Source organism: Streptomyces sp. NPDC086519, from assembly GCF_040686075.1.
Taxonomy (GTDB): domain Bacteria; phylum Actinomycetota; class Actinomycetes; order Streptomycetales; family Streptomycetaceae; genus Streptomyces; species Streptomyces shenzhenensis.
The window spans coordinates 19,572-41,923 of record NZ_JBFBJL010000023.1; the positions used below are offsets into that span (position 1 = coordinate 19,572).

A 22,352-nucleotide genomic window follows, 5' to 3' on the forward strand; every position below is an offset into this window, starting at 1 on the left:
CTTCCGGTGGAAAGGGCGGTCACTTCGTGACCTCGTAGCCGAAGGTCCTGGCCTGATTCTCGATCTCCGTCTGCCAGGCGGGGAGCTGGGACACGACGGTCTTGCCCTGTGCCATGCCCGCCTGAACGACCTTGGCCCAGATGGCCTCCTGGCTGAACTGTGCCGAGCCCCAGCCGGACCACACCTGGCCGGCCGCCTGGCTCAACGGCGCCACGATGTCATCGGCGTAGTAGCCGCTCTTCTGGGTCTCGCCGGCCCAGGTCTGCGCGGCGGGGACGTAGGCCGGGTAGGTGGGCGCCAGAGCCGAGCCGTACTTGGCCTGACCGGTGACCCAGGTGGCGAAGTCGGCGGCCGCCTTCAGGTTCTTGCTGTGCGAGGAGATCCACCACGCGCCACCGCCGACGTCGCCGGTGACGGTCTGGGCGTCGTCGGCCCACTTGAGCGGGGAAGCGGCTGCGATCTGGCCGGCCGGGGTCTTCAGCGTGCCCTGGAAGACCGAGCCGCCGTACCAGGACGGACCGGGAAGCATGAGCACCTTGTCGGCCTCGTTCTTGACGAAGTCGGAGCCGAACAGCGACAGCGTGGACATCGTCTTGTCGGCGATGAGGCGGTCGAGCATCTTCGCGGCCCTGACGCACTTCGGGTCTGCGGTGTCGGCCTTGATCGTTTTCGCGCCGGTGACGCCGTTGGCCGGGCACTGCGCGGCCCACATGTAGATCTCGGGCGTCCAGGCGTCGCCGGCGGTGCCGACGAGGTAACCGGGGTGCTCGGCAGCGACCTTGCCGGCGAGCTGCTGGTACTGTTCCCAGGTCGTCGGCACCGTGTAGCCGAACTTGTCCATGAGCTTCTTGTTGTACCAGAGCACGTTCTGCGCCAGGTCGTTGCGGAAGCAGTACGTCACACCTTTGACGGTGCAGACGTCGAGCGAGCCCTTGGCGAAGTTGTCCAGGGTGGTCTGCGGGACCAGACCCTTGTTGACGGCGGCCAGGTCGCCGGTGCCGCTGAAGGATCCCCACGAGGCCGAGTTGTTGTCGGTGGTGAAGGCGACGTCGGGCCAGCCCGAACCCGCACGGTCGAAGAGCTGTGTCTTCGTCTTGAACGTGTTGGAGCCGTTGGCGTTGCCGTCATAGGTCACGATCTTGACCTGGGCGTGGGGATGGGCTGCGTTGTAGGCCTTGGCGATCGGCTCGCGGGTCGAGTCGACCCACACCGTGACCTGGGCCTTGCTGTCCTGCGACGCGGCTTTGAACCCGTACTTGCTGCCGCTGTCGGCGACGCTCGAGTTTCCGCCCACGCTCTGCCCCCCGCTGCACGCGGCCAGGGTCAGGGCGCCGATGACAGCGGTGGCGGTGAGCGCCGCGCCCCGCACACGGCCGGCTCGGCGCGGACGCCGTCCGTGAGCATTCGAGTGAACCATCTCCATTGTTGCTTCCCTCGGTCGATCGTCTTGTTTCCGGCTATCCGCAGGCCAGAGCCTTGATGCCGGAGATAACATCATACATGTGACGTTTACACAAGGCTCTGGAGCCCCGTTTCTCGGCGGCCCGCCCCGGACCGCCTCCGCGCACTCCCGGGCGGCGCCGGCTGAGGGCCTGCCCGAGGCCCTCAGCCGGTCTGCTGGACGGAACGCGGGCGCAGGTGTGTGATGCCGCCGTCGACCTCCAGGGCGGTGCCGGTGGTCGATCCCGACCGGGGACTGGCCAGGTAGGCGACGGCGTCCGCGACCTCCTGCGGCGTGACCATGCGGCCGGTGGCCTGGCGCGCGTCGAGCGCGGCCTTCTCCTTGGCCGGGTCCGGGAATTTCGCGAGCATGCCGTCCACGAAGCCCGTGTGGACGGTTCCGGGCGAGACGCAGTTGACCCGGATCCCCTCCCCCACGTGATCCGTGGCCATGGCGTAGGTCAGCGCGAGAACCGCACCCTTGGAGGCGTTGTACAGGACGCGTTGCGGAAGACCGTTGAGCGCACCGATCGAGCAGAGGTTCACGATCGCCGGAGCGGCCGACCTGCGCAGATGTGGGAGAGCCGCCGCCGAGACCCGGGCGATGCCGACCACGTTGACGTCGAGGACCCGGTGCCAGTCGGCGTCGGTGAGGTCCTCGACCGTGCCGACGGCGCTGATCCCCGCGTTGTTGACCAAGACGTCGAGAGCACCGGACTCGGCGACCACCCGGGCGATCGCGGCGTCGACGGAGTCACGGTCCGTGACGTCGCAGCGCACCCCGTACAGCCCGCTGGGCAGGCGCGGGACATCGAGGTCGAGGACGGCGACCCGCGCACCGCGATCGGCGAGTTCCACCGCGATCGCGAGCCCGATGCCGGCGCCCCCGCCGGTCACGGCCACGACCAGTCCGTCGTACTCCGGTGGACGCGTCATCAGGCCTGCCCGATGCTCTGGGTGGCCGAGCCCAGGCCGCTGACGGCCAGCTCGACGATGTCACCGGCGCGCAGGTAGGGCCGGCCGGGCAGCCCCATCGCCACGCCGGCCGGAGTGCCGGTGTTGACCAGGTCTCCGGGCTCGAGCACCATGAACTGGCTGAGGTACCAGACCACGTGGGCCACGGAGAAGACCATGTCCGCGGTCGTGCCGTCCTGGCGCTTGACTCCGTTGACCGAGAGCGAGAGGCGAAGGGCCTGCGGATCGGGCACCTCGTCCGCGGTGACGAACTCGCCGCCCAGCGGATTGAACGTCTCACAGCTCTTGCCCTTGTCCCACTGCCCGCCCCGCTCCAGCTGGAACTCGCGCTCGGACACGTCGTGGGAGAGCACATAGCCGGCCACATGCGCGAGGGCGTCGTCCGGGGAGGCCAGATAGCGGGCCTTTGTGCCGATGACGACACCGAGTTCGACCTCCCAGTCCGTCTTCGTGGAGCCGCGCGGCACCAGTACGGTGTCGAACGGTCCGACGACCGTGGACGGGTCCTTCATGAACACGACCGGCTCGGCGGGAATGTCGGCCCCCGTCTCCGCGGCGTGGTCACGGTAGTTGAGCCCGATGCAGACGATCTTTCCAGGACGTCCGAGCGCGGCGCCCACGCGTAGTTCCCCGGCGCCCTCGAGCGGCCGGAGAGTACCGGCGGCGAGGGCGTCGGCCACCCTCGCGATGCCATCGCGGGCGAGGAAGGCCGGGCCGATGTCGTCGGTGAGCGGGCGAAGATCGAGGTGGGTGCCGGCGACCACGACGGTGGGTATCTCCGCGCCGGCCGGGCCCAGACGGGCGAATCGCATGGGAACTCCTTCTCTGGTGCTTTGTTGCCGGATCACTGGATCCGGCTGATCGAGGCCGTCGAGGTCGGAACGGCCGTGGGGGCGCAAGGACCGGTCGCCGACGGGCCTGATCCACGCGGCCCGGCCACCGAGCCGGCAGACGTCGATGGCGGCGTCGGACTCGGATCCGCCGATGCCGAGGCGGGCGGTCGTCGCGTGAGCCGGCGGGCCGGAAGTGACCAGGGCCGTCGTCCCGCCGAGGGTCACCGGCCCGCGCATGGACGCCTCCACGTCCCGCTCACGGCCGGGACGTTCGGGCGGGCGGGACAGCCGGGCGCCGGGAGCGGCGGGAAGCGCTCGCGTTCCAGAGCGGTGGGGAGTCTCATCGGCACCTCATCGCCCCAGCCAGCCTCCGTCGACGGGCAGGACGACGCCGTCGACGTAGTCCGACGCGGCGCTGCACAGGAACACCGTCGCACCGGCCAGGTCCGAGGCGCGGCCCCAGCGGCCCGCCGGAATGCGCTCCAGGAGGGAGCGTGAGCGCTCGGGGTCGTCCCGCAGGGCCCGGGTGTTGTCGGTGGCGATGTATCCCGGCGCGATCGCGTTGACGTTGACGCCTCTCGGCGCCCACTCGTTGGCCAGAGCCTTGGTCAGTCCGGCGATGCCGGACTTCGACGCCGTGTATCCGGGCACGTTGATGCCGCCCTGGAAGCTCAGCAGCGAAGCGGTGAAGACGACCTTGCCCGATCCGCGCCGCAGCATCGGCCGGGCGACTGCCTGGGTGAGCGCGAACTGCGAGGAGAGATTGACGCCGATCACCTCGTCCCACAGGTCGAGGGCGTGCTCGGCTGCGGGCTGCCGCCGGATCGTACCGGCGTTGTTGACCAGGATGTCGGGTGCGCGGTCCGCCAGTTCGGCGCCCAGGCCGAGGACGGCGGCACGGTCCGCGAGGTCACAGCGGCGGCCCTCGAAGGAGCGGCCGGCGGCCGTGACGAGCCTGCCGACCTCGGGGTCGTCCTCGATGCTCATGCTCACGCCGATGACATCCGCGCCCGCCTGTGCGAGAGCGACGGCCATCGCCGATCCGATACCGCGCCGCGCGCCGGTGACCACGGCGAGCTTTCCGGTGAGGTCGAACAGGCTCATCGGGTCTCCTCGTCGTCGCTCCGGCAGTCGACCAGGATCTTCATCGCGCGGCCGCCCTCGAGCGCCGTGAACGCGTCGGCGACCTCGCTCAGCGCCACCACCTGGGTGATCAGCGTGTCGGCGGGCACGGCGCCGCTGCCGAGCAGTTCGACCGCCCGCTCGAAGTCGCTCCGCTCGTACACCCGGGCGCCCAGCACCCGCAGCTCACGCCAGAAGATGCGCTGGAGGTCGACGGGCTTCGGCTGCGGGTGGATCGCCACCACGACGACCGTGCCCCGTACCTTCGCCACGTCGGTCGCCGCCAGTACGGCCGGTGCCGCGCCCGAGACCTCGAAGACGACGTCCGCACCGGCGCCCTCGGTCCACCGGCCGACCGATTCGGTCAGGTCGGAACCGGTGGGGTCGGCCGTCCGGAGGCCGAGGGCCGCCACGAGGCGGCGCCGCCCGGCGTCGGGCTCGACCAGGAGCACGTCCGCGCCGGCGTGACGCGCGACAACCGCTATCAGCACGCCGATCGGGCCGCCCCCGAACACCACCGCCTTGTCGCCGTCGGCAAGTCGCGACCGGCGTACGTCGTGCACGGCCACCGCGACGGGTTCGACGAGTGCGGCGTGCTTGAGGCTGAGACCGTCCGGAAGCGGTACGAGCAGGTCGGCCCGAACGTTCCAGCGGCCCTGGAGCGCTCCGGGTGAGTCGATGCCGACGAAGACCAGGTTCTGGCAGATGTGCCGGTGGCCCGCCAGACATGCGGGACAGGTCCCGTCCCAGTCGAGCGGCATGACGGTGACGGGGTCACCGACGGACCGGCCGGTGACGCCCTCGCCGAGCGCGGCGACGGTGCCGGACATCTCGTGGCCGATCACCGCGGGGCGCTCGACCCGGGCGTCCATGTCGCCGTGGAAGATGTGCAGGTCTGTGCCGCAGATGCCGGTGTAGGCGACCGCGATCTGGACCTCTCCGGGCCCGGGTGGGACGGGCGTCGCCTCGCCGACGGCGAAGGTGCGGGATCCTGTGTAGGACGCACTGAGCATGCGGGTTCTCTTCTGCTGTCGGTTCACGATGCGAGTTCGGCCCAGGCCTCGGGAGGCACAGTGGCGTCGCGGCGGGCGACGAACTGCGCGACCTGGGCGGCGTTGCGCAGGCCCGCCACGACCGAGACGACGGCCGGGTGCCGCAGCGGGAACTGCACGGCGGCGTCGGGGAGGGTGACGTCCCAGCGTTCGCAGACGTCGGCCAGGTGGTTGACCTCGGCGAGCAGCTGCTCAGGCGCGGGCTGATAGTCGTACGTGGCGTCGGCCGGGGGGCGCGGGCGTGCGAGCAGACCGGAGTTGAACGGTGCGGCAGCCACCACGGCCACTCCCCGGCCGGCGCACGTGTCGAGCAGCTCTTGCCCCGAACGGTCCAGGAGCGTCCAGCGATTGGCCAGCATCACGACGTCGAGGTCGGTCTCGCGGACGGCGCGCAGCGGGACGGCGACCTGGTTCATGCCGATCCCCACCGCGCCGATCACGCCCTGTTCGCGCAGCGAGATCAGTGAGGGGATCGCCGCGGTGACCGCCTCGTCGGCGTGGGTGTCGGGGTCGTGGACGTAGACGATGTCCAGCCGGTCCAGGCCCAGTCGCCCGAGGCTCTCGTCGATGCTCCGGCGGACCCCGTCCGCCGAGAAGTCCCAGCGCCGGACGAGATCATCGGGCACGGCGAAACCACCGGATGCCAGGTCCGACCCGGTGGGGTCGGGGTTGGGGTCCAGCGCGCGGCCCACCTTGGTGGAGACGGCGAACGAGTCGCGCGGACAGCCGGCGAGCGCCTTGCCCAGGCGCCGCTCGGACAGGCCCAGGCCGTAGTGCGGGGCGGTGTCGAAGTAGGTGATACCGGCGCGATACGCCGCCGCCACCGCGTCTGCGGCTTCCCGCTCCCCGGTGGCCCGGTAGAGGTTGCCGAGTGAGGCCCCGCCGAATCCGAGGTCACTGACCTGGACGCCGCTGCGGCCGATGGTCCGCGTCTTCATGCGATCTCCAATCCGTACACGGCCGTCGCGGTGCCGGCCCACACCTGCTCGCGCTCACCGGGGCCGAGCGGAGAGATGAGCTCGTCGAACACCGCGGTGACCGCCGCGTAGTCCACGCCTGCCAGCAGACAGACGGGCCAGTCCGAGCCGTACATCGTGCGGGCGGGACCGAAGTGCTCGAGCACCGCCGCCGCGACGGGACGCAGGTCGCTCACCTGCCAGTGCTCCCATGAAGCCTCGGTGACCAGTCCCGAGAGCTTGACGGCGACGTTCGGGAAGCGGGACAGGGCGACCAGGTCGGCGGTCCAGGCCGTGAGATCACCACGGGCGATCGGCGGCTTGCCCGCATGGTCCAGCACGAAGGAGACCTCGGGGAGCGCGGCCACGGTGCGTCCCACGCCGGCCAGTTGATCGGGGGACACCACGAGGTCCCACGTCAGACCGTGCCGGCCCAAGGTGGCGAGGCCGCGGCGGACCGCGGGGCGGTCGAGCCAGGCCTTGTCGGGTTCCGCCTGCAACTGATGGCGGGCTCCGACCAGACGGCGGCCGCCGGGCAGTTCGCGTGCGGCCGTGAGGACGTCGTCGAGGTCGCCGGCTTCGAGGTCGAACCAGCCGACGACGCCGGCCACCAGCGGTTCGGCATCCGCCAGCGCGATGAGCTCGCGGGTCTCTTCGAGGGCGGCGACGGTGTGCACCACCACGCTCCCGGTGACCCCGGTCGCGCGAAGCTGGGGCGCCAGCTCCGCGAACGAGAACGAGCGCTTCAGGACGGGCAGGTCCTCGGTCCAGGGCTGGGGCCGCCGGTCCAGGTCCCAGACATGGTGGTGGGCGTCGATCCGCATGTCCGCCTCAGTCACACGGAGTCGCCAGCGGCATCGGCGCACGGGCGGGCGGCCGGGGTACGAGCAGGCGCTTGCCCGCGCTGCCGGGACGCACATGCGGACCGCTGGCGCTGCCCCAGTCGGCCGACTCGGTCAGCGCGGCGATGCCGGCCTCGTCGACCGTCAGGCCGAGCCCCGGCCGGTCACCGAGGACGATGCAACCGTCCATGACCTCCTGGTCGACCGTGATGCCCACCGGGGCCGCGAGATCCTGAACCTCTGTCGCGATGTGGTTCGGTACGGCCGCGGCGGCGTGGGCGAGCGGGTTCGCGTTGTATCCCACGGGGCTGACCAGCAGGTCGAAGGCGTGCGCCAGCGTGGCCACCCGCAGGAAGTGCGTGATGCCCCATACGCTGCCGGTCTGCACGACATCGACGGCACCCGCCTGAACGAGGGGGCGGAACTGTTCGAGACCCGTGAGGTTCTCCCCCGTGGCGATCGCGGCGCGGACGGCGCGGCCGATCATCGCGTGCCCGTCGGCGTCCCAGCGGCGCACGGGCTCCTCGATCCACGCGAGATCCACGTGTTCCTCGAGGCGCTGCACGTATGCCACGGCTTCCTTGCGCGACCAGGCCTCGTTGGCGTCGAGCATCAGCCGGGGCGCCACGCCCAAGGCCGCGTAGACGTCGCGGACCAGTTCGAGGCGCCGCAGGTCGCCGGCCAGGTCCAGCCCGCCCTTGAGCTTGACCGCGCCGAACCCGCGTTCGGCGAAGGATGCCTGGAGGCGCAGGAGTTCGTCGTCGTCGAGGGGCCCGTCGAGGCCTGAGGCGTAACCGGGGACGACTCGGTCCCGAGCACCGAGCATGCGCCACAGGGGCTGGTCGGCCGCCTTCGCCTTGAGATCCCACAGGGCCATGTCGAACGCGCCGATGGCGCCGAAGACCGAACCGGTGTGGCCCGTCTTGAAGACCGTGGCCAGCATGCGGTCGTAGAGTCCGACGACGGCTCGCGGATCCTCACCCAGGATGGCGGGGAAGACTGCCTCCAGGCCGTCGTGTGAGCCGAGGCCCACCCCGGTGAGTCCCGCGTCGGTGTCGACGAGAACGACGGGAACGGCGGTCACGCCGGAGGCGACACAGCCGTTGACATCCCCGATCGGGCGGCCCCAGCGGTGCAGGGTGGTCAGCGTGCGGTAGCCCGTGACGCGCATCCCTGCCTCCTTACGACTGCCCTGCGGCAGAGTCTTGAGCATTCTTCCTCCAGACGAGTGGCCTCATTATGAAACATATGATGTCTGACGTCAAACGTGAAATGTAAGATCACAACCTGCCGGGAGCGCGGAGAAATATTCGAATTGCCCTGATGTGAGGGAATGACCTGAATGCTTGGAGGAGGCTCACCCTGCGATGAGCGCACGGGCCACCCCATGAACCCCCGCGCCCGAACAAGTCGACGCCGAAGTCGCACAACGTCTGACGTCTTATACTCGCGTCTCATGGCGAGAGAACGCGATCAGAACCTGGTTTTGGCCGAGCGCCGCAACCCGTCTCCTATGCTGGGTGTGGCGGTGGTGGAGGACCTGGTCGACGCGATCGTGTCCGGGCGTCTCGCACCAGGTGATCTCCTGCCCCCCGAGGGCCAGCTCAGCGAGCAGTTCGGGGTGAGCCGGACCGTGATCCGCGAGTCGGTCAAACGCGTCGAGGAGAAGGGCCTGGTCACCATTTCGCGCGGCCGCGGGACGCAAGTGCGGCCGACCTCGTCGTGGAACACCCTCGACCGCGTGGTGCTGACCTCCCTCATCAAGCACGACGAATCTCTCGCTGTGCTCGACGAGCTGAGTGTGGTCCGGTCGCAACTGGAGTCGGCGATGGCGGCCGAGGCCGCACGCGCTCGCGACGACGAGCAACTGGCCCAGCTCGGCGAGGCGATGCAGCGCATGCGGGACACCATCGACGACCAGGCCGCTTTTCGGCAGGCCGACCTCGATTACCACAGACTTGTCATGTCGATCTCCGGCAACCGGCTGGCCGAGAGCATCGCGCGCGTCCTCCTCGACCGAGCGCTGGAGAGCTGGCGCTACCACGGGATCGATGAGCCCGGCGCGTTCAACGTCACGCTGAACGAGCACATCGCCATTCACTCCGCGATCGCCGACGGTGACGCCATCCGCGCCCAGGCGGCGATGAACGTCCACATCCTCGAGGCCTGGCGGCGCCGGCGGCAGCCCGCCGCCGAGAAGCCGCATGACGCGTCGGCAGCCTCGGATGTGAGCTAGCGAGGGGGCTGACCAGGTGTGACCGGCCTGGTCAGCCGCCCGTCGCCCACGGCGGGGACGGGCCGCCCCCGCCGTTCGGCCGCGCACGGTCAGAGCTGACGGAGCCTCAGCTGCACCGCGTCTCGCAGGAGACCTACGGGCGGCGAGTTCGCGAGAACCGAAGGACCGACTCGTAACGGCGCTGTTCCGCGTGCTCCAGCCAGATCATGGATCCGTCGGCGCGCGCGGCAGCGTCACCGGCGACGTGGTGTGTCGAGGGCTCGAGGCCTACCGCCCAGGCTCCCTCACGCAGGTTCAGCCACTCGAAGAAGCACGGGAACGCGGTGGCGTCCACGTCCAGCTCGAAAGCCTGCCCGAGCGCGTCGTTGACGAGTCCGACCCGGTGCCGGCCCCTGTCGTCGGCCTTGAGCCGATGCTCGTAGACCTGCTCGACGAAGCCGGGCTGTGGCTGACCGAAGACCCGGTGGTCGGTGCCCTGCTCACAGACGCTGTCAGTCTGCCAGACAGTCTCCTCCACGTCGGCGACGAAGCGCGTTCCCTCGTCGAGGAACGGCCAGCCGATGTTCACGTGGTACAGGAACATGTGCGGGGTCCTGTCGAAGCCGGCGTTGGTGACCGTGTCGACGAGCCGGATCTCGGTGCCGCCGAGGTCTGCTTCGATACGGCGTCGCAGCACGAGGTGCTCCCCGAAGTTCGCCGCCTGGACCACCTCGCCCTCGGCCCAGAGCACACAGCGCTCCTCGGAGACCCAGTCCTCCCCGTACCCGGTGAGGCGAGCCGGAATGTTGGCGACCCGGCCGTGCAGACCGTGGCTGACGGTCTTCCTGGGCGGGTAGGCGTAGTGGGTGGCGTCGACCTCGCCGCCGAAGAGCGTGTGGTCGAGACCGCCGGTCACGACCAGGCCCGACATGCTGCGCAGCCAGGACAGTCCCTGTTCGTCGGCGTTCTCGTGAAGGCCCGGGTGGCGGAACCCGGTGCGGGAGCGCCAGCCGACCGAGACGCCGTCCAGTTCGGCGACGCCGATGTCCATCGCCCGGTCGACGAGCACCTCGAAGTAGAGGCCGCCGCCGGTTCGGAACTCCAGCACACGGATGCCGCGCTCGACGCCGTCACCGAGAACGACGCTGCGGACCCCTCCGTACGCGCTGATCTCACCGGCGTGACGGGCGATCTCCAGACGACTGGGAACTCTCTGCACCCTCATGCCATCACCCAGCCGCCGTTGACCTCGACGGTCTGACCGGTCACGAAGGCGGCGTCCGGACCGGTCAGGAACGACACGACCGCGGCGAGCTCGGCGGACGTGCCCCTGCGCTTGAGCGACTGCCGTTCGAGCACCATCGCGTTGTAGGCCTCGGGGTCGTCGTGGATCTCTTCGGCCGCGGTCTTGAAAGCGCCCGGCGACACCGCGTTGACGCGGATGCCGTGCGGTCCGAGCTCCCGCGCCAGGGCCCGGGTCATCGCGACCGCCGCGCCCTTCGTCGTCACGTATGCCGCAAGGTGCTCCCAGCCACCGTGCATGGTGATGGACGCGACGTTGACGATCGAGCGGTCCTCGCCGGTCGGCCGGGCGGTCATCTGGCGGCCGGCGAGCTGGGCGCACAGCCAGTAGCCGCGCTGGTTGACCGCGTGCACCGTCTCGTAGTCGGCGGGCGTCATCTCGAGGAACGGCACGGTCGGATAGACCGCCGCGTTGTTGACCAGCAGGCTCACGGGCCCGAGTGCGCGGCGCGCCTCGTCGAAGAAGGCGGCGAGCGCGGTCTCGTCGCGGAGGTCGACCACGCGTGACCACACCTGGTCGGTGACCGCCGAGACCGCGTCGACCGTGTCCTTCAGCGTCCCCTCGACGACGTCGGTGACGGCCACGCGATGACCGTCCTGCGCCAGCCGGAGCGCTATCGCCCGCCCGAGCGAGCCTCCCGCCCCGGTCACGACGGCAACACCCATGACTCAGCTCCTCTCCAGCAGGTTCTTGCGCTTGTTCTGTTCCAGGAGGCCGGTGCGCGCCGCCTCCGCCTTGCGGTGGTGGCCGCGCTGGATGCTCACCGCGGCCTGTTCGTGGACGGTCAGGGTCGAACGGTGGTGCCCGGCGCGGTGCGCATGCAGGGGGCGTACCGCCGCCGGCGCCGCGTCGACCACCTCGTGCACGTGCAGCAGGAGGTCATTACCGGACGCCACCAACACCGCCCGGCCAAAGACCAGGTCAGCCCGGACGCACGCCACGGTGTCCTCGGCGCGGACCCGCAGATCCGCCATCACGGCACCGACCGCGCGGCGTGCCGCCGGATCGGCCGACGCCGCGGCGGGCCGTCCCGCACCCGGTTCGAGCACCACACGCAGGTCGGCGATCACCGCGCGGCCGACCGGGCCGGCCGCGGCCAGGCGCCGTCCCGGCACGTCCGCGGCCGGCAGGTTCCACGACGTGCGCGGGCGTACGCGGGTACCGGCACTCGTACGGTCTCGACCAGGCCTTGCCCGCGAGTACCTCGACGCCTTCGCGGACCACTGAACGGCCCACGCCGAACGGGCCGACGAGTTCGTCCTCGGTGGGCAGCACGGTTCCCGCCCCGAACGATCGCCGCGCGATCCAGGAACCCGGTACCCGGACGGCCTCGGCGTGACGAGGCGAGGGGGTCATCGCTCGCAGGCCCGGCGCAGCGCGGCGTGGCGGCGGTTCACGTCGGCGATCGCCGCGGCCGGGTCGCGCCCCGCCACGACCGCCTCGCGGACCTGCTCGGACAACTGGTCCTGGAGCGTGATCCAGCCGGGGTATCGCGGCCGCACCCACGCGGCTTCGAGGGTGGCGAGCGTGTCCGCGTAGAACGATCGGCTGCTTTCCCACACCGCGCGGTGCGCGGGCTGGCCGCCGGCACGTGGCACCAGGTCGGACTGGACACGATCGTCGAGAAAGGCACGTACCCAGGCGCTGACCGACGGGTCCGACGCGGACCGCGCCGCGATCGCCAGGCCGGTGCCGCCCAGGACGCTGAGCGGCCCGGTGCCGCGCCATGACGGCGCGTCGCTCCATGCGAGCGTGCCGGCGTAGGTGACGTAGCCGTAGGTCAGCGGACACCAGGCGGGGCCGTCACCGGCCTTGAGGGACTCGTGGACGCCGATGGGGTCGAGGACCTCCCGGGTGCTCGTGCGGAAGACCTCGCGCAACAGTGCGACCGCATCGGCGGCGACGACCGGGTCGAGGAGCAGACCGGGGTCGGCCGGCTGTCTGTCGGAGCACATCGCCAGCAGCATCAGCCCTGCGTGAGGGCCGGCCAGACAGAGCGTCAGCGGGTGCTCCCGCGCGAGGGGCAGGACGTCCTCCCACCGGTGTACGACGGGCACACCGGGGCGGCGGACGGCGACCTGGGCGGCGGCGTCGACCGGCACGGCCCAGGTGCGCGCGCCCAGCCGGTAACTGGCGCCGCTGGCTCCCACCGAACCGGCCACCCACCTGTGCAGTTCTGCCAGGTCGACGAGGTCCTCGTACGCCGTGAGCGCACCGGCGGCGACGGCGGCTCCGAGGCCCGGGTGATCGATGATCATGAAGTCGTACCGCTGTGCCAGCTCATCGATGGGATGCGCTTCGAACTCGGCGAGTGACTGCCGTTCCCAGTCGACGGATGGGGCGGCACCGGTCGCCTCGAAGGCCTCGAGCGGGAGGCAGGCACGCGGATGGTCCCAGGTCATGCCCCGGAGCGCGGGCGCCCGTTTCATGCGACCACCTTGTCCTGCTTGAGCGCCGCCACCTCTGCTTCGGTGAGACCGAGTTCGGCGAGGATCTCGGCGGTGTGTTCACCGACGGTGGGAGCACCGCGCTCGACGCGTGCGGGCGTCGCGGTGAGGTGGAAGGCGAAGCCCGGTGTGGTGACGATGCCCTCGGTCGGGTGCCGGTAGGTGACGAAGCTGCCGTTGTGCTTGACCTGCGGATCGTCGACGACGTCGTCATAGGAGTTGACCGGGCCCACCCACACGCCGCGGCCCCCGAGCCGTTCGAGCCATGAGGCCGTGGTGTCGGTGATCAGGTTCCGGGCGACCGCAGCCGAGACCTCGTCGCGGTGCAGGAATCCGTCGCGTTCGGCGTCCCACCGCGCCAGGGTGGGGTCCCCGAAGATCTCGGCGAGCAGCCCGAGGTCGGCGAACGCGAGCGCGATGCAGGAGTCGCTGGTCGGAAAGATGCCATAGGGGGCGCGGATGTAGCTGTGGGCGTGGATCCCGTGTCCGCGCGTCTGTGCGACGCCACCGACGGTACGTACCGACAGCTCCTGCATCTGCATCGCGATCATCGCGTCGAGCATGTTGACTTCGACCTTCTGTCCCTCTCCGGTGCGCTCGCGGTTCAGCAGTGCGGCGAGTACGCCCTCGAAGGCGGAATACGCGGTGATCGCGTCGGCGACGAAATACGGTCCCGCCTGTGGGATGTCCTCGGCGCGCCCGGCGCTGTACAGGGCGCCGCTGAGACTCTGCAGCAGCAGATCCTGGCCCGGGCGATCGGCGTAGGGGCCGTCCTCGCCGTATCCGCTCATCGACACGTAGACGATGTCGGGGCACACGGAGCGCACCGTCTCGTAGTCGAGGCCCAGTCGCGCCGCGACACCGGGCCGGTAGTTCTGCAGGAAGACATCGGCCTCGGCGGCGAGTTTGAGCACGAGTTGCCTGCCGGTGGGGCTCTTGAGGTCGACAGCGAGGCTGCGCTTGTTCCGGTTCAGCGACAGGAACGACGCGTTGACCTTCTGCCCGACGGCACCGCCGGCCGACGTGTGGCGCTGCCACTCGCCCGTCACGGGCTCGATCTTGAGGACATCGGCGCCCAGGTCGCCCAGGCGCATGGCGGCCAGCGGGCCCGCCATGGCGATGGACAGGTCCAGGACGCGGTAACCAGACAGAACGGACACGATCGAATCCTCAGGAGTTCGGGAGCTGAAGGACACCGTCCACGCGGCGGGGCGCACCGTCGTACTCGTCACGCAGTTCTTCGGGAAGGACGTGCGAGGGTACGGACTGCCAGGCGACAGGGCGCAGGAACCGGCGGACAGCGGTGGCGCCGACGGACGTGAAGACGGTGTCCGTGCCCGGCCAGGGGCCACCGTGGTGCTGGGCCCATCCGACGGACACGCCGGTCGGGTAGCCGTTCCAGACGAGACGGCCGACGCGTGCGGTAAGGGTGCGGGCGAGCTCCGCTGCGATCTCGTCGTCGGACTCGGCGTGCACCGTCGCGGTCAGGGCTCCTGGCAGCATGTCGACGGCGGCTCGGAGTTGCGCGGTGGAGTCGTAGCGGGCCAGGACGAGGTAGGGGCCGAAAACCTCCTCGAGCAGATCCGGCGTCAGCTCGGCCGCCTTGACCTCGACAACGGTCGCGGCGACGGTCCGGCCGGCGGGCCGACCGGCACCCTGGTCGACGGCTTGGTCCGCGGCTCGGTCTGCGGCCTGGTCTGCGGCTCGGTCTGCGGCTTGGTGCGTCGCGTCGGTGTAGGCCTCACGGATCTTGTCGGTGAGCAGGGTGAAGGCGCGTCCCTTCACCGTGCCGAGCAGGGCGTCGCGGAGTGCGTCACCGTGGGCTCCGGCCGGGACGAGGGCGAGCCCGGGCTTCGTACAGAATTGTCCGGCACCGAGTGTGAAGGATTCGGCGAGACCGCGGCCGATCTCGCCGGACCGGGCCGCCGCGGCGGCCGGCGTCACGGCGAAGGCGTTCACACTGCCGAGTTCCCCGTAGAACGGGATCGGCTCGGGGCGGCTTGCGGCCAGGTCGGCCAGGGCTCGGCCGCCGCCGACCGAGCCGGTGAAGCCCACGGCGCGGATGTGCGGGTCACGGACCAGCGCGATGCCGGCCTCGCGGCCCATGACCATCGAGATGACGCCGTCGGGCAGCACCTCGCGCATGATGTCGTGGCAGAGCGCGGAGGTGGCCGGGTGCGCCTCGTGGGCCTTGACGACAACCGGGCACCCCGCGGCCAGGGCTGACACCGTGTCACCCCCGGGTACCGAGAACGCCAGCGGAAAGTTGCTCGCGCCGAAGACCGCGACCGGGCCGAGCGGCACCAGCATGCGGCGCAGGTCGGGGCGCGGGCCCATCGGGGAGACGTCGGCGTGATCGATGGTGACCTCAAGGTACGACCCTTCGCACACCACCTCGGCGAAGAAGCGCAGCTGGAAACACGTACGCGCCAGCTCACCGGTCAGTCGTGGCACGCCCAGCGCGGTCTCGGCGTCGGCGGTCGCCACGATCTCGCCGGCCCGTGCCTCGAGCGCGGTCGCGACATCCGCGAGCAGCCGCGCCCGCTGGGCACGGCCCGTGCGGGCCCAGCCGACCGCGGCGTGCGCCGCGGCCTCGCAGAGCAAGGCCACGTCGATCGCCGGGGTCTCGGCACAGGACACGGCCGTGCGCTCTCCGGTGCGCGCGTCGATACCGGCGACGGTCATTGCCCTTGCTCCTCGGCGACGCGCTCGATGAGATGACCGACGCCGGCCTTGCCCACGGTCACCCGGTTGGTGAGGACGCCGAGGCCCGTCAGTTCGATCGAGACGAGGTCCCCGGCGGCCAGGGTGAACGGCAGGTCGGGCACGAGGCTGGTGCCCGTCGCGAGCACGACGCCCTGGGGGAACTCGTCCTCGCGGAACAAGTAGGCGACCAGGTCGGGAAGTTCGCGATGCAGTTGGCTGGTGTTCGCTTCGCCCTTCCAGACGATCTCGCCGTCCCGCTCGATCGACATCAGGATCACGAGCGCACGGGGGTCGGGCACCTCCCAGGCGGGGGTGACACCCGGCCCGACAGCACAAGCGCCGAGGTAGGCCTTGGCCTGGGGGAGATAGAGCGGGTTCTCCCCCTCGATGCTGCGTGAACTGACGTCATTGCAGATCGTGTAGCCCACGATCTCGCCCTGTCGATTGGCCACGACCGCGAGCTCCGGCTCGGGCACGTTCACCGTGGAGTCGGCGCGGACACTGATCGCCTCGTCAGGTCCGGAGACCCGCCACGACGCCGCCTTGAAGAACAGCTCCGGGCGTTCGGCCTCGTAGACGCGGTCGTAGATGTCCGCCTCCTTTTCGCTCTCCTCCATCCGGGCCTGACGGGAGCGCTGGTAGGTCACTCCCGCCGCCCAGACCTCGGTGAGGCCGCCGACCGGCGCCCGGAGCCGCCCGGCAGACGTCGGCACGGGCTCGGCAGCCACGGCCGACTCGACAGCCGTGCGCAGTTCGGCGGCCGAACCGGACAGGAGTTCATGGAAGCCGACAGGCAGCGGGTGCAGCCCCTGGCCGGTGAGCACCGCGCTTCGGACCGGGCTTCCGTCTGAGAAGCACACACGGACGATCTGCACCGGCAGCTCCTTCGGGGAGGGTGAGACGAACGATTGAAACATATGACGTCATACTCATAGAGTCAAGGTGTTCATCCGCCCACGCAGCCGGTCGTCGGACCGACGACGCACCGCCTTCAGAGGAGAGCCAGTGACCGAGAACACCGACGGCGCCATCCGTTTCGCGACAGACCGTGAAACGCGCGTCGCGACCATCACGCTCGACAGGCCCGCAAAGCTCAATGCGCTGACGCCGGCCATGGCGCAGGCACTGATCGCCGCCGTCACCGAGTGCAATGCCAGTGACGACGTCCGGGCGGTGGTCCTCACCGGGGCGGGCGAACGGTCCTTCAGCGTCGGCTCCGACATCACGGCGCTCGACTCGTACGCGACGCCGTGGGACTTCAGGAACCGGGTCGACTACTGCGACGCACTGCGGAAGCTGCGGAAGCCCTCGATCGCCGCCATCAACGGTTACGCGCTCGGCGGCGGCCTGGAGACGGCGCTGTCGTGCGACATCCGCCTGGCCTCGGCCAACGCCCGGCTGGGGGCTCCCGAGGTCAAGCTCGGGTGGATCGGCGGCGGTGGTATGGCGGCGTTCCTGTCACGCGCCGCCGGGCCCAGCAACGCGGCGCTCATGCTGATGACCGGTGAACCCGTGGAGGCCCGTGCGGCGCTGGACTGGCACCTGGTCTCCGAGGTTCTGCAGCCGGAAGAGCTCCTGCCGCGAGCACGCCGGTTGGCCGCGACGATCGCCTCACGGGCACCCATCGCCGTGGAGACCGCGAAGGTGAATCTGCGCGCCGCGACCGCCATGTCGGAGGACCAGGCACTGCGGTACGAGCGGGACCTGCAGACGATCTGCTTCGCAACCGACGACGCGCGCGAAGGACGTGAAGCTTTCACACGGAAGCGGCCGGCGAACTTTCGCCGACGCTAGGGCGGCGACCGGCACGGGCGCCCCTCTTCCCGACGGTGAGAGGGTCCTCTCCCGCACATCCGGCGGACGAGCGCTGTCAACCGCGTCACGCGCGCGCCAACCCGGCCGGCAGGGACGCGTGCGCCGGCGCGGGCCCACGGTGTCCCGGTCGAGCTCGTGTGGCCGGAAGAGGCAGCCCGGGAGACACCCCCTATGACCAGCAGTACGACCGTCGACGGAAAGCCGGTGACCGGGCCGAGGACGGCAGCCACGGTTGATTTCCGTGAGCCGCCATGGCCGAGGATGACGGCGCGCTCGATGGCGGTCGTGCTGTCAGGCCGGCGGCGGGTTCCGTATCAGCGGAGCGGTTCCTCACTGGTTGATGAAACCGTGCCCCGGTCCCGAAGCGGCCGGCAAGAACCGGGGCACGGGGCTTTCAGCCGCGCAGCGCCGTGGCCTGGCTGTTGTACGCCTGCGCCGTCAGTACCGGATGCCGCGTGGAACAGGCCCCGGACGGCCAGGACAGTCGGACCGTGCGCGACTCGCCGGGCAGCAGCCACAGGTAGTTGTCGCTGTACAGCGTCGGCAGGACCCGGCGGCCATGGGCTTCTTCCAGCAGCGACAGCCGGACCATGGCGGCCACCGCCGGGCCCTGGTTGCGGATCGTTGCCGTCAGCTCGTGGCGGTCCCCGGAGCGTGACACCTCGGTGACCGCGCCGGTCAGCTTCACTTGCTCTGCCCTGTTCAGGCTCTGCAGGACCGAGGCGTCCCGGTAACGCCAGTAGGTGTTGCGCGACAGCTCCTTGCCCTGGGCGTCCTCCAGGGTGAGGAAGAGCAGGTGAAGGTCTGGAAGGCCGTCCGTCCACTGCGTGGTGAACGCCGTCGCGGTGTCTGCCCGCGCGACATCCACCCGGGCCGTCCTCTTCGTTGCGAGCTGCCGTCCGGAGAGGTCGAACAGCCGGGCTGTGACAGTGGCGCGGCGCAGGTCGGCCGAGGTGTGGTTCACCGCGATGACCTGCCACTTCACCGGATCGGCCTGGACATGCAGCGGCTCGCAGGCCGAACGGGCTCCGTAGTAGGCGCCGTTGACATCGAAGTCGTAGTCGTAGGTCTGCCAGACGGTGCTGTGCCAGGCCGGATGGGACATCCACAGCATCAGACCGGAGGCGTTGTCCCACAGGTTGGCGTTCCACGCCTCGAACATGGCGCGGGTGTTCTCGTAGTTGACGAACTGTGCCTTCGTGGCGAAGTCGTCCAGGTCGCCCGACTCGCCGAGGCGTGCCTCGATGGCCGCCTTGTAGTTCTGCGGTGCCTGGTTCCCGCGCTCGCTCCAGTCGTGGTAGTACCACGCGCCCTTGATCGGCCATTCCGGCTCGTCGCCGGTCATGCTGCGGGTGCTCGCCGCGGTGGAGACGACGGGCATGCCGATCTCGGTGTGGAAGCCGAAGTCCCTGCTGCCGTAGGTCATGGGGTCGAAGTACTTCTCCGGCTCCACCCAGCCGTAGGGGCCGCCGCCGGTGATGATGCCCCCCGCCGAGTTGTTCTGGTAGAGCAGGCCGGGCACCTGCTGTTCCACCGCCTCGCGCATCCCCTTGTCGACGGCAGCCGGGGGGTTGCCCTCATTGGCGCCGCACCAGACCGCCACGCACGGGTGGATGCGGTAGCGCAATACGGTGTCGCGGGCCACGGAGTTGAAGGCCGCGTGGTCCGGCGGGTCCATGCCCCACGCGTTGGGGAAATCGTTCCACACCAGGATGCCGTACCGGTCGCAGGCGGCGAAGAACTCCTCCCGGTCGCTGCTGCCGACCCAGTTGCGGATCATGGTGAAGTTCATGTCGCGGTGCATGCGCACCGCGGCGTCCATGCGCTCGGCCGGCATCCGGCGCAGCAGCTCGTCCCAGCCCCAGTTGCCGCCGCGGGCCAGTACGCGCACACCGTTGACGCTGATCTTCAGCGGGTCCGGCGTGTTGGACACCGACTTGACGTCGGTCCACTTCTTTCCGTCATCGGACACCTGGATGACGTACGTCTTCGGGTATGCCGTCTCCCACACGACGGCGACGCGGTCGAACTGCCGCGGGGAGCCGAGGTCCACCTGGATCCACTGGTGATCCTCGTAGTCGGAGGACCAGCGGGTGTTCGGGTCGCCGTCGGTGGCGTGCGACGCCGGGTGGTCGGGGTCCTCGGTGAGGGCGCTGGCCGTCTGCCGCAGGGCGAGGTCGGTGCCCGGTTCACTGCGGTCGACAACGCTCAAGGACCACAGCGAGTTGCCCCAGCTTGTGTTGCGCAGGCCGCACTGGAGGCGGACGTAGCGTGCGGTCTGCTGGTCGAAGTCCTCGACCTGAAGGCTGGCACTGGCGTTGTTGAACGGCAAGGGCACGGCCCCGTTGTCCACCGACTTCACGTCGGTCCAGTCCGAGTCGTTCGAGGAGACCTGGATGACGAAGGTCCTGGCGTATGCCTGCTCCCAGACGAGGTCGACCCGGTCGAAGGTCTGGGGAGAGCCCAGGTCGACACGGATCCACTGGTCGTCCGTGTAGTCGGAGGACCAGCGGGTGCCCTCGTCGCCGTCGGTGACGTTGGCGGCGCCGTGACCGTCCTGGTCGGTGCTGGAGGCGGTGGCGGCGGCGTGCAGCGCAAGGTCGACACCGGGTCGCGTGCTGTCCCCCACCGAGAGGGACCACAGGGAGCTGCCCCAGGACGTGGCCCGGGTCAGACACCTGACGCGGAGGTACTGGGCCTGCTGCCGGTCGAAGGTCACGGTCTGCGTACAGGCGTCACCGGACGCGGTGAACGCGAGCGGCGTCTCGTACTCGTAGCCGAACTGGCGGATGCCGAAACGGCTGGTGCGCCGGTCGCTCTCCTGGCCGCCGACCGACGCGGTCAGCGTGAGGTCGTGCAGGCTGGGCTCGCCCAGGCCGTTCGGCCACCACACCTTGGGATCGCGCAGCCTCAACTGTGCGAAGGCATCGGGGGCGAAGACGACATCGACGCTCTCACCGGCCCGCACGGTGACGCTCTTCGACACCCGCACCCCGTCGAAGGACGCTGTGACCGTGGCCTGGTGGTCGGCGGTGTCGGCGTTGCGGACCGGTACGACCACGGTCACCTCGGCGACCGATACCTCCGGCAGGGCGGGCAGGACGGTGTCCACGCGCGGGTCGCCGATGACGACATGGCCGGTCGATCTCAACCGGACATGGTTCCAGATGCCTGCCGCCCGGTCGCGCACGGCAGGCATCCAGTCCCAGCCCGAAGATGCAAGATACGTCGGGGAGTTGAGGTTCATCTGCGGTGCGCCCGCATCCACCCAGGATTCGCCCTGCGGGCCCTTGTCCCCCGGGCTGCCGGGGACCGGCATCGGCGTGATCTTCACCGCGAGCGCGTTCTCACCGCCCGCCACCAGCTGCCGGGTCACGTCGAAGGCGGCACGGGCGAACGGATACGTCAGGTCTCCGACCAGCCCGCCGTTCAGCCACACATCGGCCCGGTGATTGACACCGTCGAACTCCAGCCACACATGACGTCCGGTACCGGTAGGCAGAGCGCGCGGCAGCGTGAAGTCCCGCTTGTACCACCAGGAGTGACGTGACAGAGCCTCCGGGATGTGCAAATTGCTCAGGCCCGCCACCGGATCGGGCAGCCTGCCCTGTTCCACGAGCGAGCCGAGCACCGTGCCGGGAACGACCGCAGGCAGCCAGCCCCCGGTGTCGGCAGACGTCCTCGACAGGCCGGCGCCGTCCGCGCCGGCCCAGTCGTCCATCTGGAGCCGCCAGCCCGATTCCACGGGCACACTTCCGTCATCGGCGACCACGAGCTGCGGCGCCTCCTCGTGACGGGAGCCCCAGTCGGTCCAGCCGGTGACGGCAGGGCGGCGGCCCTCCGCGGTGCCGTACACCTCGAAGCCGTTCAGGCCCAGAGGCAGCGGGCTGGAGCGCTTCTGGGACGTCATGCGCACCCAGCGCGCCCGTACCGGATGCGGCAGCTGGATGCTCACGACGCCGCCGGTACCCGCCGTGGTGCGGTGCACCGTCACCCAGGACCTGCCGTCCAAGGACACGTCCACGGTGAAGACCAGTGAGTAACTCGACTGGATCTCCTTGCCGGTCGTGCCGCTGTGCACATTGCCGGTCGTGGGCGGCGTGTACACCGGATCGGAGGCAGCCGCCTCGAAGGTCAGGCGGACCTGGCTGACCTCACAGACCGCCTGCAGGTCGACGGCTATCCACTGGGGATCCCCCTCCCCCGCGCGCCACCCGCTGCCCCGCACGCCCGGGGAGGAGAGGCGGTCGACCACGAAAGAGCCCGGCGTGGCCGCATAGTCCGTCGAGGACACCGAGACGGGCCGGTACAGCGCCAGCTCATCCGGGGCAGAGAGATCGGCCGGTGCACCGGCAGGGACGGCAGCAGCATCCGGCACCGGGAACACGGCACCAAGACCGAATCCGGCCAGCAAGGTAGTACCCGCAGTGACGACAGCCCGACGCGACGGACCGCGCGACGAACTCGACTGATCGGTCATGTATGTGACGTCCCATCAAAGAAAACAAGCCGAACCGAACCGGCGATGACAACGTTGCCAAAGGCTGTTGCCGCCCACCGTTCCCTGTCAACCCCTGGCGCAGGGATCAACGCATGCCCGCCACCGCGCCACCACGCCAACCGCCGCCAGACATAGCAACCGCACA

At 70.1% G+C, this 22,352-nt stretch carries 18 protein-coding genes; 2 read left to right on the plus strand and 16 right to left on the minus strand.

Going from position 1 to position 22,352, the window contains the following annotated elements:
* Positions 1-19 precede the first annotated feature (19 nt).
* From AB0P24_RS22435 to AB0P24_RS22470, 8 genes are all read right to left on the minus strand, one after another.
* On the minus strand, positions 20-1,294 hold the full coding sequence (locus AB0P24_RS22435) for an extracellular solute-binding protein (RefSeq protein WP_365796617.1): 1,275 nt from the start codon (positions 1,292-1,294) through the stop codon (positions 20-22).
* 311 nt (positions 1,295-1,605) lie between these two features.
* Entirely contained in the window at positions 1,606-2,376 is a 771-nt protein-coding gene (locus AB0P24_RS22440) for an SDR family oxidoreductase (protein ID WP_365796619.1), read from the minus strand.
* The gene (locus AB0P24_RS22445; RefSeq protein WP_365796621.1) at positions 2,376-3,227 is read right to left on the minus strand and encodes a fumarylacetoacetate hydrolase family protein; all 852 of its coding nucleotides are present in this window, start codon (positions 3,225-3,227) and stop codon (positions 2,376-2,378) included. Before AB0P24_RS22445 ends, AB0P24_RS22440 begins: the two co-directional genes overlap by 1 nt.
* A 372-nt stretch (positions 3,228-3,599) precedes the next feature.
* Positions 3,600-4,352 carry an SDR family oxidoreductase gene (locus AB0P24_RS22450; RefSeq protein WP_365796623.1) on the minus strand — a complete coding sequence of 251 codons (753 nt, stop codon included), beginning with the start codon at positions 4,350-4,352 and terminating at the stop codon, positions 3,600-3,602.
* Positions 4,349-5,383 carry an alcohol dehydrogenase catalytic domain-containing protein gene (locus AB0P24_RS22455; protein WP_365796625.1) on the minus strand — a complete coding sequence of 345 codons (1,035 nt, stop codon included), beginning with the start codon at positions 5,381-5,383 and terminating at the stop codon, positions 4,349-4,351. Before AB0P24_RS22455 ends, AB0P24_RS22450 begins: the two co-directional genes overlap by 4 nt.
* Before the next feature lie 23 nt (positions 5,384-5,406).
* The gene (locus AB0P24_RS22460) at positions 5,407-6,360 is read right to left on the minus strand and encodes an aldo/keto reductase (protein WP_365796627.1); all 954 of its coding nucleotides are present in this window, start codon (positions 6,358-6,360) and stop codon (positions 5,407-5,409) included.
* The gene (locus AB0P24_RS22465; RefSeq protein WP_365796629.1) at positions 6,357-7,217 is read right to left on the minus strand and encodes an amidohydrolase family protein; all 861 of its coding nucleotides are present in this window, start codon (positions 7,215-7,217) and stop codon (positions 6,357-6,359) included. Before AB0P24_RS22465 ends, AB0P24_RS22460 begins: the two co-directional genes overlap by 4 nt.
* Complete coding sequence (locus AB0P24_RS22470) at positions 7,210-8,391, minus strand: mandelate racemase/muconate lactonizing enzyme family protein (RefSeq protein ID WP_365796824.1); 1,182 nt, start codon at positions 8,389-8,391, stop codon at positions 7,210-7,212. The genes AB0P24_RS22465 and AB0P24_RS22470 overlap by 8 nt, the downstream gene beginning before the upstream one ends.
* Before the next feature lie 285 nt (positions 8,392-8,676).
* Between AB0P24_RS22470 and AB0P24_RS22475 the strand changes: the two genes are divergently transcribed.
* Positions 8,677-9,456 (plus strand): FadR/GntR family transcriptional regulator, encoded by a 780-nt coding sequence (locus AB0P24_RS22475; protein ID WP_365796631.1) that lies wholly within the window; start codon positions 8,677-8,679, stop codon positions 9,454-9,456.
* A 133-nt stretch (positions 9,457-9,589) separates the two neighbouring features.
* On the opposite strand, the gene AB0P24_RS22480 is transcribed toward AB0P24_RS22475, so the two are convergent.
* From AB0P24_RS22480 to AB0P24_RS22510, 7 genes are all read right to left on the minus strand, one after another.
* Positions 9,590-10,660: an aldose 1-epimerase family protein gene (locus AB0P24_RS22480; protein ID WP_365796633.1), complete on the minus strand. Its 1,071-nt coding sequence runs from the start codon at positions 10,658-10,660 to the stop codon at positions 9,590-9,592.
* Positions 10,657-11,403 (minus strand): SDR family NAD(P)-dependent oxidoreductase, encoded by a 747-nt coding sequence (locus AB0P24_RS22485; RefSeq protein ID WP_365796635.1) that lies wholly within the window; start codon positions 11,401-11,403, stop codon positions 10,657-10,659. The genes AB0P24_RS22480 and AB0P24_RS22485 overlap by 4 nt, the downstream gene beginning before the upstream one ends.
* 3 nt (positions 11,404-11,406) lie before the next feature.
* Positions 11,407-11,853 carry an FCD domain-containing protein gene (locus AB0P24_RS22490; RefSeq protein WP_365796637.1) on the minus strand — a complete coding sequence of 149 codons (447 nt, stop codon included), beginning with the start codon at positions 11,851-11,853 and terminating at the stop codon, positions 11,407-11,409.
* Positions 11,854-12,090: 237 nt separating this feature from the next.
* Positions 12,091-13,167 carry a carbohydrate ABC transporter substrate-binding protein gene (locus AB0P24_RS22495; RefSeq protein ID WP_365796639.1) on the minus strand — a complete coding sequence of 359 codons (1,077 nt, stop codon included), beginning with the start codon at positions 13,165-13,167 and terminating at the stop codon, positions 12,091-12,093.
* The gene (locus AB0P24_RS22500; RefSeq protein ID WP_365796641.1) at positions 13,164-14,345 is read right to left on the minus strand and encodes a CoA transferase; all 1,182 of its coding nucleotides are present in this window, start codon (positions 14,343-14,345) and stop codon (positions 13,164-13,166) included. The genes AB0P24_RS22495 and AB0P24_RS22500 overlap by 4 nt, the downstream gene beginning before the upstream one ends.
* Positions 14,346-14,355: 10 nt before the next feature.
* Complete coding sequence (locus AB0P24_RS22505) at positions 14,356-15,870, minus strand: aldehyde dehydrogenase (NADP(+)) (protein ID WP_365796643.1); 1,515 nt, start codon at positions 15,868-15,870, stop codon at positions 14,356-14,358.
* Positions 15,867-16,766, minus strand: a complete 900-nt coding sequence (locus AB0P24_RS22510) for a fumarylacetoacetate hydrolase family protein (protein ID WP_365796645.1) — start codon at positions 16,764-16,766, stop codon at positions 15,867-15,869. Before AB0P24_RS22510 ends, AB0P24_RS22505 begins: the two co-directional genes overlap by 4 nt.
* Positions 16,767-16,896: 130 nt before the next feature.
* Between AB0P24_RS22510 and AB0P24_RS22515 the strand changes: the two genes are divergently transcribed.
* Positions 16,897-17,685 carry an enoyl-CoA hydratase/isomerase family protein gene (locus tag AB0P24_RS22515; RefSeq protein ID WP_365796647.1) on the plus strand — a complete coding sequence of 263 codons (789 nt, stop codon included), beginning with the start codon at positions 16,897-16,899 and terminating at the stop codon, positions 17,683-17,685.
* 415 nt (positions 17,686-18,100) lie between these two features.
* On the opposite strand, the gene AB0P24_RS22520 is transcribed toward AB0P24_RS22515, so the two are convergent.
* Positions 18,101-22,186, minus strand: coding sequence for a discoidin domain-containing protein (locus AB0P24_RS22520; RefSeq protein WP_365796649.1), 4,086 nt, complete (start codon positions 22,184-22,186; stop codon positions 18,101-18,103).
* Positions 22,187-22,352 lie beyond the last annotated feature (166 nt).

Coding starts and splice junctions, on each gene's coding strand:
- AB0P24_RS22440 (WP_365796619.1), bottom strand. CDS start 2,376: ATGACGCGTCCACCGGAGTACGACGGACTGGTCGTGGCCGTGACCGGC.
- AB0P24_RS22445 (WP_365796621.1), bottom strand. CDS start 3,227: ATGCGATTCGCCCGTCTGGGCCCGGCCGGCGCGGAGATACCCACCGTC.
- AB0P24_RS22450 (WP_365796623.1), bottom strand. CDS start 4,352: ATGAGCCTGTTCGACCTCACCGGAAAGCTCGCCGTGGTCACCGGCGCG.
- AB0P24_RS22455 (WP_365796625.1), bottom strand. CDS start 5,383: ATGCTCAGTGCGTCCTACACAGGATCCCGCACCTTCGCCGTCGGCGAG.
- AB0P24_RS22460 (WP_365796627.1), bottom strand. CDS start 6,360: ATGAAGACGCGGACCATCGGCCGCAGCGGCGTCCAGGTCAGTGACCTC.
- AB0P24_RS22470 (WP_365796824.1), bottom strand. CDS start 8,391: ATGCGCGTCACGGGCTACCGCACGCTGACCACCCTGCACCGCTGGGGC.
- AB0P24_RS22475 (WP_365796631.1), top strand. CDS start 8,677: ATGGCGAGAGAACGCGATCAGAACCTGGTTTTGGCCGAGCGCCGCAAC.
- AB0P24_RS22480 (WP_365796633.1), bottom strand. CDS start 10,660: ATGAGGGTGCAGAGAGTTCCCAGTCGTCTGGAGATCGCCCGTCACGCC.
- AB0P24_RS22485 (WP_365796635.1), bottom strand. CDS start 11,403: ATGGGTGTTGCCGTCGTGACCGGGGCGGGAGGCTCGCTCGGGCGGGCG.
- AB0P24_RS22495 (WP_365796639.1), bottom strand. CDS start 13,167: ATGAAACGGGCGCCCGCGCTCCGGGGCATGACCTGGGACCATCCGCGT.
- AB0P24_RS22505 (WP_365796643.1), bottom strand. CDS start 15,870: ATGACCGTCGCCGGTATCGACGCGCGCACCGGAGAGCGCACGGCCGTG.
- AB0P24_RS22520 (WP_365796649.1), bottom strand. CDS start 22,186: ATGACCGATCAGTCGAGTTCGTCGCGCGGTCCGTCGCGTCGGGCTGTC.